The organism is Acidithiobacillus thiooxidans ATCC 19377 (assembly GCF_009662475.1).
GTDB lineage: Bacteria > Pseudomonadota > Gammaproteobacteria > Acidithiobacillales > Acidithiobacillaceae > Acidithiobacillus > Acidithiobacillus thiooxidans.
Genome location: NZ_CP045571.1, coordinates 600882 through 617538, shown reverse-complemented (window position 1 = coordinate 617538; position 16657 = coordinate 600882). Strand labels below are relative to the sequence as shown.

Sequence of the window (16657 nt, the reverse complement as noted above, 5' to 3'; positions counted from 1 at the left end):
CATTACTTCCTGTTTGCCTGAGTGGGCACAGCAAACGTTCCAAATCCGCCGGGAACACCCCCGCCGACAAGGGCCAGGTGATCTTCGCATCTGCCGCCCGTTGCAGATACTTGCCAACGGCACCCTTGGAGAGTTTACAGGTGCGGGCGATTTGCCGCTGGCCTGATAACATCGCGGCCAAAAGAGGCGCAAAAAAATCTCGGCTTTTTCCGCTGCTGAATGACCGTAATCAGTCTTTCACAGACACTCCAGAATTCGGGCCTAGCCAATCCTCCCGATAGCTAAACTTTAGCGTAACCCAATGTCTGGTACCGCCGATCAGAACCTAATGGAGGCAGAGCAGCCTTCAGCAGCTATCAAGATATATAGATATGGTTTCTGTCGTCCAGGTTGCCACACCGGCACCAAAGAAATCTCGATCCTCCGTCCAGATCGGACAATCCAGCAGCAGGGACGCCGCTACCGCCGGCCAATCCCGTTCGTCTCTCCGGGCAATTCTGGCTTTTGCGGCAATTTCTACAGGCGACAATGTTTCCTGGCCAATCAACTGTATGGCCGTCATAAGCGTATCTAACGCGTCCCGCCACACCACTTCGGATATCCCCCGGGCGGGAGCCAATTCTGCTAAGTAGTGCTTGGCTTCGTCATAATTTTCTTCGGCCACATAGAAACTGACCCTGTCACATGCATCGGCGATGAGTAATCGTACTCGCAGCCCCAAGACAGCACGAATCAGGATGTTGGCGTCTACAACCAACCGCCTACGCGGCATGAGCTTTTTTGCGCCATTCCTTGAACCCCGCTACCAGTTCGTCCTCTGTGATACCCATGTGTTCCATTTCTTCACGCATTCGCCGTCCTGCTTCGAGCAAAGCATCTCTTTCTGATTGGCTGGGTTTTTTAGGAACCGGGATGTAAAAGCCGATGGTCTGCCCATGTCGTGTCACCTCAATGGGCATTGAGGCTTCGAGATATTCGGCCAATTTGTCGCGTAATTCTCGCACTCCTACACGCAGGCTCATGATCGCCTCCTTTCTGCCGCGATGTGTACACAATATAATACACAAGTCGAGACCTATCAAGCTGAGGCACATTAAATCTTTCGCACCCCATCCCAGCGGAATACGTTGGCTCTGGTTGCCTGACTCGCGAAGGAACGCTCTGCAGCGTAAGCAGTCGTCCAGCGAACTGACCGTCATGTTCTCGAAACTCGTCACCATGGCTGTAAAAAGAGCTGGGCTTGGGGATAGAGGGCGTGCTGCGGCGAGCGGCACGTTCCCTGATCGAACAGGCCATAGAGACAGAGGTGGCCGTATTGCTGGAAGAGTTTTCTGCTGTACGGATGGTCAATGGTCGTCAGGCGGTCGTTCGTAACGGCCACCTGCCGGAGCGAGAGATCATGACTGCCCTGGGCCCTGTAGAATCACTGCCCACGATCAAACGGAATGGATGCCCACGATGCCCCGGAATACGCAACAGGCTATGCGGTTCTGGTATTTTCGTTGCGTAGAACGGCGATCGCAGGGATGAATGTGCTCTCTCTTCACGTCGAAAGATCGCGCTGGCTTTTTGGAGGGCTGACCATGACCAGGGCTACCGCCGGGCCTTGAGTGGTCCCTTCGTTGCACTCTCCAGGCTCGCAGCGTGGGAGGAAGTGCGTCGCGGCGACGCACTTCAGCGAACGCAAGATAGAGGGTTCACGAGAAAGCTATACCATTCAGTTTTGCCAGATTTTTGCCATCAGAGCGCCCCTTGCTGGATGAAGCGCGATTGCATAGGTTATGACGCTTCGGCTTTCATGCGCCAGGCTATGGCTTGCCCGGCGCGCAGAGGTACTAAGGTGTCGGTGCCGCAGTCTAAGGTTTCTGGCACGGTCCAGCTTTGTTTTTCAAGGGTGATGCTATCCGTGTTGCGGGGCAGGCGGTAAAAGTCTGGACCATGAAAACTGGCGAAGGGTTCGAGGCGATCCAAAGCGCCTGCGCTTTCAAACGCTTCTGCATACAGTTCAATAGCGGCATGGGCACTGTAAATGCCGGCACAGCCGCAGGCGGATTCCTTGGCATGGCGGGGGTGAGGGGCGCTGTCCGTGCCAAGAAAATATTTGGGATTGCTGCTGGTGGCGGCGGCAAGTAATGCCTGACGATGGATTTCCCGTTTGAGTACCGGCAGGCAGTAATGATGAGGACGGATTCCGCCTACAAAGAGGGCGTTGCGATTGAGCAGCAGGTGATGGGCGGTGATGGTGGCCGCAATTTGACTCCCTGCATCGGCAACAAACTGGGTGGCAGTGGCAGTGGCAGTGGTAATATGTTCAAGCACCATGCGCAGGCCTGGTAAAGCTCGAATCAGCGGGTCGAGATGCCTTTCGATGAAGACGGCTTCGCGGTCAAACACATCCACTGTGGGGTCAGTGACTTCACCATGCAAGAGCAGCGGAATTTCCAGTTTTTCCATGGCTTCCAGTACCTTGTACGCGCGCTTCAGGTCTGTGACACCGTTTTCTGAGTGGGTGGTGGCTCCTGCCGGATAATATTTGAGGGCATGTACGAAGCCGCTTTTTTTGGCTTTTTCTATTTCGCTGACCGGGGTGTTGTCGGTTAAATAAAGGGTCATGAGCGGTTCAAAGGCGTGTTTGGTTTTTTGTGCGCGCTTAATCTGGTCCCGATAGGCGGCTGCCAGATCCACCGTCGTTACCGGCGGTCGCAGATTGGGCATAACAATGGCGCGAGCAAAGCGGCGAGCACTGTCTGGCAGTACCGACGCCATCAGGTCTGTATCCCGGAGGTGGAGATGCCAGTCATCGGGGCGGGTCAGGGTTAGTTCTTGCACAGTGCTTCCCTCAGCAGATGGCGCTTGAGCTGGATAATAAGGTGCAGGCGCTTCGCTGTTCAATTACGAATCCGATCTGCACGCCGTACTGGACTGATTCAAAATTCAGGAATTTGTCACCTGGTGTTGTGGTATACTGGTAAGCATCAACGATGCACAGGGGAGATAGTATGTCCGGGCAGATGACTCTTGCGGAAGAAGAGGATCTTTCCTTTCCCTGGAAGCGGACCATGCGGTGGCTGCACGGCGGAGAAAATACTGGTCCATCAAGTCTTGGGCCGGTTGCTGGCCGGAGAAGAATCGGTAGTCCTCGTGGACCGGGGCTATGATTATCCCCCGGTCTACGAGCATTTGGCCGCCTAGGGAACCCAGGATGCCGTGGCCTTGCGTCGATATATGGGGCAAAAGAAAGGGCTGGCGGTGATGAAGCGCTGCAGCCGGGGCGTAGCCCATATCCGTGCCTTGGGAGAGCATGCCTTACGGGTGCTGAAGTGTCCGTTCGGCTACCCCAAGACCCGCTACCAGGGGCTGGACAAGAACGGTGCTCAGCTGACCACGCCCTTCGCCCTAGCCAATCTTTACCTGCTGATGCGGCATTTGCTAGCCGCCAGAAGCGCACTGCGCCCAAAATCTGCCGATGGCCCTCAGATAGCGCGAATTTCGGTGGGAAACCCATCATTGAGTGGAATTTTCGTGTTCCGAAAAAGGAGCTTTTCCGTTCAGATCAGGGCTTCCTTAATGGCTGACCATGGAGTACCCATTATTTTTCATGAGTAATAATTAAAAAAAGAGTATGTCCAGATCGACTCATTCACTCTTGCGCCATGTTACTTTCCGGCAATTACAGATATTTTCTGCAGTTGTTCACACGAGGAGTTTTACCAGGGCCGCAGAAGAACTTTTTCTGGCTCAGCCCACTATCTCTCTGCAAATGAAAAAGTTAGGAGAGGCCGTTGGTATCCCTTTGTTCGAGCAAGTTGGCAAAGAGATTCGACCGACTGATGCTGGGCAGGATCTATACGCTGCCTGTCGCGACCTGTTCCGCACCTTTGAGAACCTGGAGACGCAAATCGCTGACCGCAAGGGAATCCGGCGGGGCAAGTTGCGTCTGGGTGTGGTGACTACAGCCAAGTATATTGCTCCGGAGTTGCTGGCTGCCTTTGGTGCACAATTCCCGGGCATTGAATTCAGCATGAAAGTCAGTAATCGAGATGAAATCATTCAACGCATTCAGAATGGCGAGGATGACCTCTATGTGATGGGTCAAGTGCCCACGGATGAGGTCGATGTGGAGGCCATCCCCTTTGCCTTGAACCCGCTCACGGTCATGGTGCCCCGAGCCCATCATCTTGCCAGGCTTGCGAAGCCCGTGCCATTAGACGCCATCGCTCAGGCCCCCTTCCTCATTCGGGAACCGGGGTCTGGCACCCGCAATGCCTACTTACGGTTGTTTGGTGAAAAGGGCTTGCGACCCAACATCGTTATGGAACTGAGTAGCAACGAGGCTATCAAGCACGCTGTGGCCAGTGGTTTGGGGGTATCCATTCTCTCCATTCATTCCCTGGCCCTGGAAGGAACTAGCGGACCCATTGAAGTGCTGGAAGTCGAGGGCTTTCCCATCCTCCGGAAATGGTTTCTGGTCTACCCCCGGGGCAGGCTGTTGTCGCTCACAGCACAAAAATTCTTGGACTTTTCCGTTTCCCAAGAGCAGTTCATCACCGACCGCCTCGTGCAGTTGTGGCCTGACCTGGCCCGATATCTCTAAATCACCTGCTCGCAAACAAGCGAGGGGGAGGCTGGCCCATGGTTTTGGTTAAGAATAACGCATTTATAAATATAAATCACAATGATTTATATATTAAATTAGAATAAATATCCGTATCCCATTATTGTCTCCGCCAGTCAACTGAACCACGGAGGCAACTATGACTCACGTACTTTCCATACCTTGGCTTGCGGGTGCGTTCCTGGCGTTGATGCCTTTGGGACTCATCGTCGCGTCTTTACCCGGTGTGCGGGCAACGCGGCAATCGGCCCTGTCGACCCGCTATCGCGTTCGCTGGGCGGCGGTGGCGGCGTTGCTCGCGGCACTGGCCAGCGACCTTTGTTTTTTTCTGGGCGCACGAAGCGATCTGGATGTGGCAAGTTTGCCACTGCCAGGTTTGCATTTCGATTTCCCCCTGTCGATTGCCGTCAACGGCTTGACCCTGGTCTTGGCCACGTTGGTGTCCTTCGTCATCGTCATGATCGCTCAATACAGCGTGGGGTACCTGGATGGTGACCCGCAGCAAGCACTTTTTTTTCGCTTGCTGGCTTTCACGGGAGGCTTTTTCCTGGTGGCGATGGTTTCCGGGAATATCGGTCTGTTTGCCTTTGGAATCGTCGTCATGGGTTTCAGCCTGAATAGGCTTCTCAAGTTCTACAGCGATCGTCCCAAAGCCATCATGGCGGCCCATAAAAAATCTCTCTTCACCCGAACAGCAGATCTTTGTCTGGTGTCGGCCACCGTGCTGATCGGGCAACAGCTTGGCAGCATTCAGTTCAGCGCCATTCGCCACTTTGCCGGGCAGGCGGGAAGCATACCGGTGTCGTTGCAGATGGCGGCCTGGTTGATCGTTGCAGCAGTGATTTTGAAGAGCGCCCACTTTCCATTCCAGGGCTGGCTGATTCAGGTCATGGAGGCGCCCACCCCGGTCTCGGCGCTGATGCACGCCGGTGTTGTGTACAGCGGCGCCATTGTCGCTCTGCGTACCAGTTCGCTTTTGGTCCGGGTTCCTGATGCGTTGATTTTCTTGGGAGCAGCTGGATTGGCGACGGTCATTATTGCTTCTCTGGTGATGACCACCCAGACGTCCATCAAATCCATGTTGGCATGGTCTACCACGGCCCAGCTGGGATTCATGTCGCTGGAGTTGGGGTTGGGGCTCTTCCCTCTTGCGTTATTGCACCTGATCGGTCACTCCCTCTATAAGGCACATGCCTTTCTGTCCTCGGGCAGCGTTACCGATCAATTGCGACAGGTACCGCCAGGAGGAAAGAAGATTCCCAGTATGGGATCGTGGATGGCTGCCACCGTTCTTGGAGTATTTATTGCTGGAGGAGGCGCTTGGCTTTTCGGGGAGAATCCTCTCAAAAACCCGGCATGGATCGTACTGATACTTATCGTGGCGATAGCGATATCGCAGATCCTGCTCAAAGGCTTTCAGTTCGATGCCCTGGTGGATCGGATCACCGCGCTGTTGATTGCCACGAGTATGGGATTTGTCTATCTGATTTTACACACGTTGTTCGTTTTAGGGTTCACGCCCGATTTGACACGTTCCATGCTGACGGTATCCGGTCTCTACCTGGCACTCGTTGGGCTAACAGCGCTTGGCTTTTTGCTCCTGAGTTGGTTACAGGGGCCAGGACGTGTCCTGTTGCCCAGAAAAGTCCAGCTGGCGATGTTTACCCATCTCTACAACGGCCTGTATACCGATTATTGGGTAGAGCAGTTCTCCCACCGATTTTGGTCAGAACGCGTCGGTGTGCAATTACCACGCAAGAATCTTGCCGTGGAATCTCTTCAAACCATTGCCCGCAATCAGGATGTTCTTGGAAAATCTGGAGGTGCTCAATGACTGCAACTACCACTGAAAACCCCGAGCAGCTTTTCGATCGGGTGATTCGCCGTATTGCTCCGGTATGGCCCCTGGATAGCTTCGTGGCCGTCAACCCCTACTGGGGTTTCGCCGATCAACCTTTCTCCCAGGTAGCCGCACAGCTCCAGGGGACCGTCGGCGAGCGGGTCCTCATGGATCGGCGCTGGTACGCGGACCTGCTTCAAACGGGCAAGCTCGACATGACCGATGTCCTCCGGGCGGCCGAAGACCTGGGTCTGGCTGCTGACGAGGAGGGCTGGAGAGCGTATCTCCGTGAGGCGTCTGATCTGCCTATGCGCTTGCCACGCTTGCCCGAATTGATGGATCGGCAAGGGCATGCTTCCATCTCTCAGTATGTGGTGGAGCAGATCAGTCACTTCCTGGCGGCATATTACGATCGGGGACAGTCGCTTTGGTCCTTTCCCAAGGACCCCAAGATGGGTCTGTTCGGTGCCTGGCGCCAATATACGCTCACGGACCGCAGTCTGGGACCCATGGGCCTCAAAAGCATTCGTACGCAGCTTTTGGCCGTATCTGCTGATGGCACTGAGGCCCGGCTCTGGGCCCTGCAAACCCTGAGCATTCCCAGTTTCGCTGAGGAGGCGTACTTGCTGGTACTGCTCAAGTCTATCGGAGGTTGGGCCAGCTGGTGTCGTTATCTGCTTTGGCAAGCGGAACTGCAGGGCGGCACCCATGGGGATCTGGCCGATCTTTTGGCGATCCGTATGGTCTGGGAAGCCCTCCTGCGGCAAACGGTCCTGCCAAACGTCCTGGAGCGTTGGCGACGGCAAATCGAGGGCTGGATTCTCGATAACAAAGGCAAGGATTTGGAAGACGCTCAGCGTGGTGAGGTACTCCTGCGCGCTTCTGAAATAGCCTATCGTCGCCAAGTGGCGACCCGGATCCGACGCCAGCCGGCCAGAAAAAAAGGCACATCAAAGCCTCAAGTGCAGGCCGCCTTCTGTATCGACGTCCGCTCAGAGGTCTTCCGCCGGCACCTGGAAGGGGTTATGCCCAATCTTGAATCCATTGGCTTCGCAGGATTTTTTGGGGTACTCCTTGATTACCGTCGGCAAGGAGATCACACAGCGAGGACGCAATCTCCGGTGTTGCTCAATCCCAGCGTCCATGTGGAGGAAAATGGCCCTGAAGCCATTATTCAGGCGCGGTTCCGCCGTTTGCGACGCGGGGCCGCATGGAAGCAGTTCAAGCTCTCGGCGTCTTCCTGTTTTTCTTTTGTGGAGACGGCGGGACTCTCCTATGTGGGGCGTCTACTGGCAGATACCTTAGGATGGCACCGTCCTTCCATACCGCCGGACGAAGCCGGTCTTTCCGAAACGGAGCGGGCCACTTTGGAGTGTGTGTTGCCACCATCTCTCAGCCTACAGGAGCGAGTGGCTATGGCCGAGTTCATCTTGGGTGGTCTGGGTTTGACTCAGGGAGTAGCCCCCATCGTCCTGCTTGTGGGGCACGGAAGTTCCACCACCAATAACCCGCACCGGGCGGGACTGGATTGTGGCGCCTGTGCCGGGCAAACGGGAGAAGTGAATGCCAAGGCGGCAGCCAACCTCCTGAATGATCCGCAGGTACGAAAGTCCCTCGTGGAAAAAGGTTGGGATCTGGATCCAAAAGCCTGCTTTTTGCCGGCTCTCCACGACACCACCACGGATCGGGTCGATATTCTGGGCGGGATGGACGATCCCCGTTTGGATGTAGGACTGCTTACAGAATTGCGCGAGGCCCTGGAGAAAGCGGCCAATCTTACCCGACTCGAAAGAATCTTGCGTCTGGAGCCAGACATGCGGGATCAGAAGGCAGTGGCCAGAAACATGGCCTTTCGTGGCCGGGATTGGTCCCAGGTGCGTCCGGAATGGGCCCTGGCAGGCAATGCGGGTTTCATCGCGGCACCCCGCTGGCGCACCCGGGAAATGAATCTGGCGGGTCGGGCCTTCCTCCACGACTACGACGCCTCTAAGGACCCGGAATTCGCCGTCCTGACACTGATCATGACCGCGCCGCTCATCGTCGCCAACTGGATCAATATGCAGTACTACGGCTCCATCGTCGACAACCAGCGGCAAGGATGTGGCAACAAGGTCCTGCACAACGTGGTGGGCGGTACCATTGGTGTCCTGGAGGGGAATGGAGGCGACCTGCGTATTGGGCTTTCAGAGCAATCTCTGCGGGATAGCGGTGGCGGATTGCAGCATGAACCCTTGCGTTTGTCGGCCTTCATTGAGGCCCCAACGGAGGTCATGGACCGCATCATTGCCGATAACAATGTTCTTGGTCAGCTGGTGAATAATCGCTGGCTCACCGTCGTCCAAATTGCTCCCGACGGCAGTCTCTTCGAGCGACGTGCGCAGGGCCAATGGGGGGCGATATAGGTTGTCTGGACTTGGGGTCATACCCCAAGTCCTGATAGCCAGCAGCAGGTTTCAGCTGTTTTTTCGGATATGGAGAGGACACAGCATGGATAAAATTAAAGAAAAGAAAATGTCAGACATCCAGCAGAAAAGTTCGAAGATCGTGGTTTTCGAGCTTGCACGGGCCATTGATGCCAGAGTGTCAAAGGTGGGGCTGCTCCACAATGGATTCAACGGTGCCTACGCCCGAGCGGCCGGGCGTTATGTCTGTGTGCGTTATCACCACAGCCAAGAGCCGTCTTATCTCAGCATTGATGAAGCGCGCCGTTATTTGGAATGGATCCGCGCCGGTCATGTCGGACCCCACTGGTACCTACGAGACAGACAAAATGACTAGGGGCTGACATGGCAGCCCCGTTATGAGTACCCTCTTGGAAGATTGTCATGCCATCAAACCTGAATTTCATTATTCTTATCCTCATTTCTGGGGCGCCGTTGTTACTTTGGGTGACGGGGCTTTTCGGGAGTGTTCTGCCCGGCGAACATATCCGGCTGATGGCACGCCTGAGTAACGGTGCCGCAGGGTTGTCCTTTATCGGTGCGGCCCTTGCCGCACTGCTGTACGCGGTCGGCGGGAAAGCCCTAACGGTAACCCCATTCTTCTTTGTCTTGCCCCGGGACATGGGGGCGTTGGCCCTGAGCATCTATATCAATACAGTGACGCTGGTGATGCTCGCTCTGGTTTCTTTCGTCGGATTCGTGGTCTCCCGCTACACGCGCCACAAGCCGTTGCTGGGGGATCTTCGATTTCCGCTGAGGGCCAACCGATGCATAAGTTCGAGCACACGAAATTTATGAGTTCAGGAAACGCTATCTACAGGGGCTCAACTGTGGCCCTACTCACGCAGCACGGCAAGGAGAAAGTCGTCACTCCTTTACTGGCTGCCACCATCGGTTGCCAAGTGGTGCAGGTGACCGGCTTCGACACCGACCAGCTGGGCACATTTACCCGCGACATTCCCCGCTCCGGCACCCAAATCGAGGCGGCCCGGAAAAAGGCGCGCATCGGCATGGGACTGGCGGGCCTGGCTTTGGGACTTGCCAGCGAAGGCAGCTTCGGGCCGGACCCGTTCACCGGGATGTTTTCTATGAACGTAGAGATGCTTGTCTGGATCGACGATACGCTGGGCATCGAAGTGATCGGTGTTGCCTCGGGCAAGACCAACTTCTCTCACCTGCTCACCGCAAACTGGGAGCAGGCCGAGACATTCGCCCGTGCGACAGGTTTTCCCGAACACGGCTTGGTAGTACGCCCGCGACACGAGGACGACCCCCGCATCCGCAAAGGCATTGCCGACTGGGAAACACTGCGCGTGGCCTTTCGCCGGGCCTGCGGCGAGGCGGACAATGGCTGTGCCTTCCTGGAAACCGACGTGCGCGCCCATATGAACCCCATGCGCATGGAGATCATTGCCCAGGCCACACGGGATCTCGCACGCAAGCTTTGCACCCCATGCCCGGCCTGCAACTCGCCCGGTTTCCAGATCGTGGAGCGCGTCCCCGGCCTGCCTTGCGAGGATTGCGGCGCCCCGACCCGGGAAGCCAGGGCGGACATCCACCGTTGCGCCAGATGCGGCCACCAGGTGATGGCGGAGCGCCCGGAGAAGGCCGCTCCAGTAGGCCGCTGCGACTGGTGCAACCCGTGAAGCCGAAGCAGCGCGACGATCACGCGGCTTTGCCCCGAAACGAACGGGAGCGGATCGCGCCATGAGAACGAATGCCAATGAAGCGCGGGATGGTCAAATGACGAATCTGCTCATTTTCGTCCGCACAACAGACGACCTTGTCCGCGCCTGCCCCCAGGTGGAGGAATTTCTCGCATTCTGTCGCAGCCGCCAAGGCGGTTCATTCGCCAACGGGCGGCTCTTGGGGGCCTGGATTGATGAGCACACGGTCACCAATCTTCCCCAGGAGATGGAGTTGCGGTTACCATCCAACCAAACGATTCTGCTAGCGGTGCGGGAAACTTTCGCCTTGTGGGGGATATGGGCGGTCGCATCGATCGATCCCGCGTGCCTGGAGCCAAAGGCTGGCATGAAGCTATCCCACGATATGATGCTCGATGCGCTGATTGGGCTTGCGCGGGGCGACAGCGGGAGGGCCGGCCGCTATTCACCCGTCTTCGCCCGCGACACGCTCAAGGAACAGGTTCGTGCCGAAATCAAGCGACTGAATATCCATTATCCGCTTCGGATCGCAAGGCCGATCTATTACGACCCGGTTACCGGCGGGTTGTTCTTGCAGAACGAACGATTATGCCATTAACGAAAAAATGACCAGACCCATAGAAACACGTATTCATTCGGGTTTCAAAGGTTTTGCAGAATCGGCCATTGAACATGGCGAAATCCAAATACGAACATTACGCCGTGATCCAGTTCCTGAGCGAGATGGAGGTGCTGCGGCCCGAGATGGGGACGGCTCAAGAATGAAGTTGAATCTCCGTCAGTAGTACTTCATCCCGGAAGATGCGGGGGATCCGTAAAGCCGGGTTACGTCGACCTGCAGCGGAGTGCCGGTATCCCGATGGGGCCATCTGCAATACCTTGCAAATGGGCTCGACCCCGTAGCGGTTTCGGTTCTGATCGACAACTCTCCCCCTGCTAGGTTTATCGAATGCGTGTTTTTAACGATAGGAAAAGCCCCATGAAAACTGCGTTTACAGATTTTCTTCAATGCAGTTTTGCTGTCGTCGCAACCCATGGCGCAATTCCATTGAATCCGCGGTGACCGGGCGCACCAAAAATGACCAATGCACGCAGTAAAATACATCGGATGCCCAAATGGCGCCATTTTGTCACCAATAGGGCTGGGTAAGCCGGAGACCTTCGACTTTCTGGGATTCACACACTGCTGCAGCCAAAACCGGCAGGGTTGGTATGAAATCCAACGCTTGACGGTCAAGAAACGCATGCGCCAGACGCTGCGTGCTATCAGGGAAACGTTGATGCGGCGACGGCATGAACCCATTAGGGTGTCAGGCCGTTGGTTGGGAACGGTGCTACGCGGGTACTTTTGCGTACTTCGCTTCGCCGTCCCCGGCAACATGGATAGGCTGAATGGCTTCCGGACGGAAGTGATTCGCGCATGGCTGCATGCGTTAAGGCGACGCAGTCAGCGCGTACGAATGTCTTGGCGGCGTTTTGGGCCGATAGTGAACCGATACCTTCCTCCCGTAAAACTGGCTCATCCCTACCCATCGCAAAGGTTTCGCGTCATGACCTAAGGTAGGAGCCGTATGCGGTAATTCCGCTCGTACGGATCTGTGCGGGGGGCAGTGGGTAACTACTGTCTCTACCGCGACCTAGACATAGGAAAGATAGACGAGTCGATTGACAGATTCAGGGCCAGAAATGGCCCCAAAAATGTCATGAAACCGAAGCGTCAAAAAACGTTCGTTTTTGTGGAATCTTGTTCGCCAGATGTTTGGCAAACACCGCCGAATTACTGGTTGGCGCCTTCTGGAGGTGGTGCCTTGGCCTCTGCGTTTTCCCGCATGGCCTTCACCGCCTGTCCCAAGCCTTCCTGAAACTGAAGACTGTGCCCATGCAACTGGCCGAGCAGGCGATGAAGTTCCTCGCGTGTTCCTTTTTGCCGTACCTGGAGAATTTCCCGACCCAGGATATGCACTGTTTTGTGCTCGGCCAGCAAGGTCTCTACCTCGGGCAGTTCTGATGCATGGGCGTGCAGCCAGGTCGTGATCGGGCAGGCTGCCAGTTCCGCATGTTCGTAAAGTCCATGATTTATTGCGGACTCTGCTGCCGCACGCACCCATTCCAGATGCTGGTACAAAGCCAGCAGCGGCGTGTCCGCATCCCCTGCGCCGAGGACGAAGGTGCTCACAAAATTCGCTACCGCTTCCGCCTCCAGCGGCCTGGCAATGGCATACCCCTGGAGATAGTCGACTTTCATCTCGCGCAGGAGGGCGATATGCGCTTCAGTTTCCACTCCTTCCACGGTGATGAGGATGCCCATCCCCAAACCCAGGTTGACGAGACTTTCGACGAAAATCAGGTCCTGGGGTTTGTTCGACAACTCGCGGATGAAACCCTGATCGATCTTGATTTCGTCGATGGGCAGATTTTTGAGTCGCAGGAGAGAGGCATACGCGCTCCCCACATCATCCAGGGCGATTTTGACGCCCGCACTGCGCAGTCGTTGTAGATGCCCCATGACGACCTTCTGTTCGAGGATTTCCCCGATTTCCAGCACCTCCAGCACCAGGGATTCCGGAGGTATGCCCAGCTGGGTGGCCAGGATGGCAAAGACCGCATCGGCAAATCCGGGCTGGTTGAGCTCTTCCGGGGTGACGTTGACGCTGAGAAAGAGGTCCAGACCCATGTCCCGCCACTGTGCGAGTTGCTGCAGCCCCATTTGCAGCACGAAGCGCCCCAAGGCCTGACGCTCCCGCACGCCCAGGGAAGGAAGGAACCGATCGGGGGAGACCTCCTGACCCTCCCGGTGCCAGCGGGTCAGGGCCTCGAGACCTGCCACCCGACCCGTCGCCATGGCTACCAGAGGCTGATAGCGTAGTGTCACCGCTCCGCTGGCCAAGGACCGCAGGAAATCCTGGCGCAACGTTTCATCGCCCACGGTGAGGGTGCCAAAATCAGGGTGATAGAGCTGCACCCACCCTTCGCGCGCCCGGCCAAGGCGCGCCTTGGTCGCATACATGGCCTGATCGGCGTGCCGCAGGAGCAGGTCGGCATCCGCCTCGTCAAAAGGATAGATAGTCAGTCCCAGGCTCGCCTGAATACTGACCATCTCCCCCTTGATGTTGAAGGGCTGTGCAATCGCGGTCTGGAGACGGGTCAGGACCTGATCCAGTTCATTCATATCGCGCAAGCCTTCCAGCAGCAGCACGAACTCGTCACCCCCCAGGCGCGCGACCGTATCCATCCGACGCACAGCGTCCTGCAGGCGGCGGGCCATTTCTTTCAGCAGGTCGTCACCGGCATCATGGCCAAAGGTGTCATTGACCGGTTTGAAGTCGTCGAGATCGAGAAACCCCACCGCCAGGAGCCGCTCCTGGCGGTCGGACCGCGCCAGCGCCTTATCCATTTCCGCATCCAGGGCGCGGCGATTAGGTAGGCCGGTGAGCATGTCGGAGAACGATTGCCGCGCGAGCTCATCCACCAATCGATGTCGTTCCGTCACGTCCACAAGGGTGCCGAGAACGCGCTGCACGCCATCCGTGCCGTCCAGGCGTTGAACAGAAATATCAATGTATATGATCTCTCCATCCAGACGGCGATAAGGCATATCTCTGAGCGCCCCGTGGCCTTCGCTTAGGCTCTTCTGCTTCGCTACTGTCACCTGATCGTAGGTTTCCTCATTGAGGTAGAACTCCCGTATCGGGTGCCCGAGAAACTCCTCCTGCGAAGAGGCCCCAAACATTTCCAGCATCCGCGCGTTCACCCGCTCGAGAATCCCTTCTGGAAAGCGTGTAACAGTGATGCCGGACGACTGCGTGTTCAGCAACGCCTCGTTGAAGAAGTTGGCTTCCCGCTCCCTTCGCAGGATATCCAGGCGATCCAGGCCATAGCCGACGTCTTTGGCCAAGTCCGTCAATATCTTCTGGAGATCGGCATCGAAAATATCATCTTCACCGTGACCCATCGCCAAGACGGCCCACCGCTTGCCACCACGGAAAATGGGTAGAGCGGCGTTCGCACTAATCCCGAAGGCTTCGGCACGCTGCGCCCAGGGCTTCATGCGAGGGTTTTTGGTGAATGACGCATTGTAAACCAGTTTTTGATCGCGCCAGGACAGACCTGCTGGTCCTTGTCCCTCTGGAAGTTCTGCGGACGCGGATATACGTATCCCCGCCAGATAGCCGATCGGCCCGGCGGCGGCAAGCATTTGAAACCAGCCATCGCTATCGGGCCGACCAATCCATGCCAGCCGTAGATGAGCGTGATGGACGGCCAGTTCGCAGAGGGATCGCAGCAAATCTGCTTCGTTCTCCATCTGGGCGATGGCTTCATTGGCGCTGGAAAGAAGCACACTGAAATCGGTGATCCGTTGTAGGCGTCTGGCGCTGTCCTGCTGGGCGGCCTCCAGCGCCTTGCGCTCGGTGATATCACGCGTGATGGCCAGCAGGTAAGGCCTATCGAGTTCGACAGATACCACGTTGACCTCCACAGGAAACGTCGAGCCATCCTTGCGGCGGTGTATGGTTTCGAATAACGCGCGTCCTGATTCCTGTAACTGCGCGAGCACTTTCTGGGGATCCGCGCTGTAAGCCGTGTCTATGTCGCAAATGCTCATGGACAGGAGCTCTCCCCGTGTGTAGCCCAAGGCGAGGCATTCCGTCTCGTTTATATCTAAAAAACGCAACGTGACAGGATCGACAATCTCGATTGCGTCGTTGGAATTATCAAGCAGGGTACGAAACAGCTTCAGGGTCTGGCGTTGCACATCCTGCCGGCTATCCAGGAAGAGGATGCGTCGATAGGCAACCAAGCCGAACCCCAAAGCAACGATCAGAAAGATCAGAGGGAATTGGATATGTCGTCGCCACCAGGCGGCCAGCCATTGATCCCTGGGGATGGAAACGAAAGCGGTCAATGGATAATGGCTCAAACGCGTAAAGGCCCCAAAGCGGTAGGCCTGCGCCCCCACCGCGACGACGCCCGCATAAGTTCCATGACGTGCATGGGGGGCACGCTGCAAGACTTGCCGTAAGGCTTCTCCTGCAGGCACGGGATGGGCAAGCCTCTTGGAGAGATCACCCTGGGGTGTGGGCCAGCGCCCTTCAATATAAAAGTCACTCCGGATCAAACCGACAGCCGTTCCCGTGCGCAAGGGCAGGTGTCTCAGGAAGTCTTCAATATCATTGAAGCGCAGCGGCGTGGCCACCACAAACAAGGGTTTTCCCGCAGGGGAAAACACCGTGCGACTCAGGCGGATGACCCAATGATCGCCCACCAGCGGACCACGCAGCGGGTGGTAGACCCGCATGCCATGTGCCTGCAAGACTTTCTGAAAATCCGGCCATCTGGCCGGATTATTACGAAAATCCAGGAGCGGCTTCCCCGCCGGTACGGCCGTGGAGGCAATGACCTGGCCATTTCGTGCAATAAGATTCGCGCTGGCGATATCCGAGGTGGCCTTCAGGTAATCGAGCAGGAGCGTCCGGGCGCGGCGCGGATGCTGGAGTGCATCTGCGCGCTGTAACTGCACCCCCAAAAACTGGAGCCCGGAGGCGTGGCCGTCCAGCAGATTCTGCGTGACGGTTGCGACCATATCGGATTCCAGCGTCAGGCGATATTGACTGTTCTGCTCATAGCGATGCCAGGAGAACCAGGCATACCATCCGGCAAAAGCCAATATCCCTACCAACGTCCCCCAAAAGACCAGAAATATGGTCCGCCGATAGGGGGGCATAGTGATGGGACGGGTGAGAAATGCGGGAATTTTCGGGATGATTTTCAAATTCAATGGTCCCCGCCACCCAGAGAGCTATCCGTCATGGCGGCACCGACATGCTCTGGGGATCCGGTAGCGAACGCGGAAAAGGCAATTCGCCTCTTTCAAGTACGTCAAACACCACGACTACTCCAGTGATGATGCAGGGAGAGGATATTGGAGACTTTTGAGTGAGCGGGCCGAAGGATCTGCAAGTCACTACCCGGTTAGCTCCACCAGACAGAAGGTATCATTGTGTCTGGTGAGTTTCTGCTCGGCCAATAGCAAGGTATCGATTACAGATACCCGGCGAACAGCCTGTCGTGCCATTGCCATGGTGGCCTCTCCTGC

At 56.5% G+C, this 16657-nt stretch carries 11 protein-coding genes and 3 pseudogenes; 9 read left to right on the top strand and 5 right to left on the bottom strand.

Annotated elements, in window-relative coordinates:
* Nucleotides 1–346 precede the first annotated feature (346 nt).
* Both GCD22_RS03290 and GCD22_RS03285 read right to left on the bottom strand, forming a co-directional pair.
* A complete protein-coding gene (locus tag GCD22_RS03290; RefSeq protein ID WP_153940413.1) occupies nucleotides 347–772 on the bottom strand; it encodes a PIN domain-containing protein in 426 nt (141 codons plus the stop codon).
* Complete coding sequence (locus GCD22_RS03285; RefSeq protein WP_012537639.1) at nucleotides 762–1022, bottom strand: prevent-host-death protein; 261 nt, start codon at nucleotides 1020–1022, stop codon at nucleotides 762–764. Before GCD22_RS03285 ends, GCD22_RS03290 begins: the two co-directional genes overlap by 11 nt.
* Nucleotides 1023–1234: 212 nt before the next feature.
* Here GCD22_RS03285 and GCD22_RS03280 point away from each other — a divergent pair.
* Nucleotides 1235–1498 (top strand): annotated as a pseudogene (locus GCD22_RS03280) (hypothetical protein); the annotation flags it as partial.
* A gap of 281 nt (nucleotides 1499–1779) precedes the next feature.
* Here the strand turns inward: GCD22_RS03280 and pyrC are convergent.
* Nucleotides 1780–2829, bottom strand: a complete 1050-nt coding sequence (pyrC, locus tag GCD22_RS03275) for a dihydroorotase (RefSeq protein ID WP_153940412.1) — start codon at nucleotides 2827–2829, stop codon at nucleotides 1780–1782.
* A 243-nt stretch (nucleotides 2830–3072) separates the two neighbouring features.
* Here pyrC and GCD22_RS18335 point away from each other — a divergent pair.
* From GCD22_RS18335 to GCD22_RS03235, 8 genes and pseudogenes are all read left to right on the top strand, one after another.
* Nucleotides 3073–3444 (top strand): annotated as a pseudogene (locus GCD22_RS18335) (transposase); the annotation flags it as partial.
* A gap of 178 nt (nucleotides 3445–3622) precedes the next feature.
* The gene (locus GCD22_RS03265) at nucleotides 3623–4594 is read left to right on the top strand and encodes a LysR family transcriptional regulator (RefSeq protein WP_153940410.1); all 972 of its coding nucleotides are present in this window, start codon (nucleotides 3623–3625) and stop codon (nucleotides 4592–4594) included.
* Between the two features lie 160 nt (nucleotides 4595–4754).
* Entirely contained in the window at nucleotides 4755–6449 is a 1695-nt protein-coding gene (locus GCD22_RS03260) for a proton-conducting transporter transmembrane domain-containing protein (protein WP_153940409.1), read from the top strand.
* Nucleotides 6446–8857: a YbcC family protein gene (locus GCD22_RS03255; protein ID WP_153940408.1), complete on the top strand. Its 2412-nt coding sequence runs from the start codon at nucleotides 6446–6448 to the stop codon at nucleotides 8855–8857. Before GCD22_RS03260 ends, GCD22_RS03255 begins: the two co-directional genes overlap by 4 nt.
* An 85-nt stretch (nucleotides 8858–8942) precedes the next feature.
* Nucleotides 8943–9233, top strand: coding sequence for a hypothetical protein (locus tag GCD22_RS03250; RefSeq protein WP_244947566.1), 291 nt, complete (start codon nucleotides 8943–8945; stop codon nucleotides 9231–9233).
* Nucleotides 9234–9280: 47 nt separating this feature from the next.
* The gene (locus tag GCD22_RS03245) at nucleotides 9281–9694 is read left to right on the top strand and encodes a hypothetical protein (protein ID WP_153940407.1); all 414 of its coding nucleotides are present in this window, start codon (nucleotides 9281–9283) and stop codon (nucleotides 9692–9694) included.
* Entirely contained in the window at nucleotides 9664–10542 is an 879-nt protein-coding gene (locus tag GCD22_RS03240) for a DUF6671 family protein (protein ID WP_153940406.1), read from the top strand. Before GCD22_RS03245 ends, GCD22_RS03240 begins: the two co-directional genes overlap by 31 nt.
* Nucleotides 10543–10603: 61 nt before the next feature.
* Nucleotides 10604–11161 (top strand): hypothetical protein, encoded by a 558-nt coding sequence (locus GCD22_RS03235; RefSeq protein WP_153940405.1) that lies wholly within the window; start codon nucleotides 10604–10606, stop codon nucleotides 11159–11161.
* 169 nt (nucleotides 11162–11330) lie between these two features.
* On the opposite strand, the pseudogene GCD22_RS18330 reads toward GCD22_RS03235, so the two are convergent.
* Both GCD22_RS18330 and GCD22_RS03230 read right to left on the bottom strand, forming a co-directional pair.
* Nucleotides 11331–11486: pseudogene (locus tag GCD22_RS18330) on the bottom strand (IS3 family transposase); the annotation flags it as partial.
* 854 nt (nucleotides 11487–12340) lie between these two features.
* A complete protein-coding gene (locus tag GCD22_RS03230) occupies nucleotides 12341–16333 on the bottom strand; it encodes an EAL domain-containing protein (protein ID WP_153940900.1) in 3993 nt (1330 codons plus the stop codon).
* Nucleotides 16334–16657 lie beyond the last annotated feature (324 nt).

Bases quoted from the DNA above. Each gene is read 5' to 3' on its own strand.
- GCD22_RS03250 (WP_244947566.1), top strand. From the start codon at position 8,943: ATGGATAAAATTAAAGAAAAGAAAATGTCAGACATCCAGCAGAAAAGT.
- GCD22_RS03245 (WP_153940407.1), top strand. From the start codon at position 9,281: ATGCCATCAAACCTGAATTTCATTATTCTTATCCTCATTTCTGGGGCG.
- GCD22_RS03255 (WP_153940408.1), top strand. From the start codon at position 6,446: ATGACTGCAACTACCACTGAAAACCCCGAGCAGCTTTTCGATCGGGTG.
- GCD22_RS03260 (WP_153940409.1), top strand. From the start codon at position 4,755: ATGACTCACGTACTTTCCATACCTTGGCTTGCGGGTGCGTTCCTGGCG.
- GCD22_RS03285 (WP_012537639.1), bottom strand. From the start codon at position 1,022: ATGAGCCTGCGTGTAGGAGTGCGAGAATTACGCGACAAATTGGCCGAA.
- GCD22_RS03290 (WP_153940413.1), bottom strand. From the start codon at position 772: ATGCCGCGTAGGCGGTTGGTTGTAGACGCCAACATCCTGATTCGTGCT.
- GCD22_RS03265 (WP_153940410.1), top strand. From the start codon at position 3,623: ATGTCCAGATCGACTCATTCACTCTTGCGCCATGTTACTTTCCGGCAA.
- GCD22_RS03240 (WP_153940406.1), top strand. From the start codon at position 9,664: ATGCATAAGTTCGAGCACACGAAATTTATGAGTTCAGGAAACGCTATC.
- GCD22_RS03235 (WP_153940405.1), top strand. From the start codon at position 10,604: ATGAGAACGAATGCCAATGAAGCGCGGGATGGTCAAATGACGAATCTG.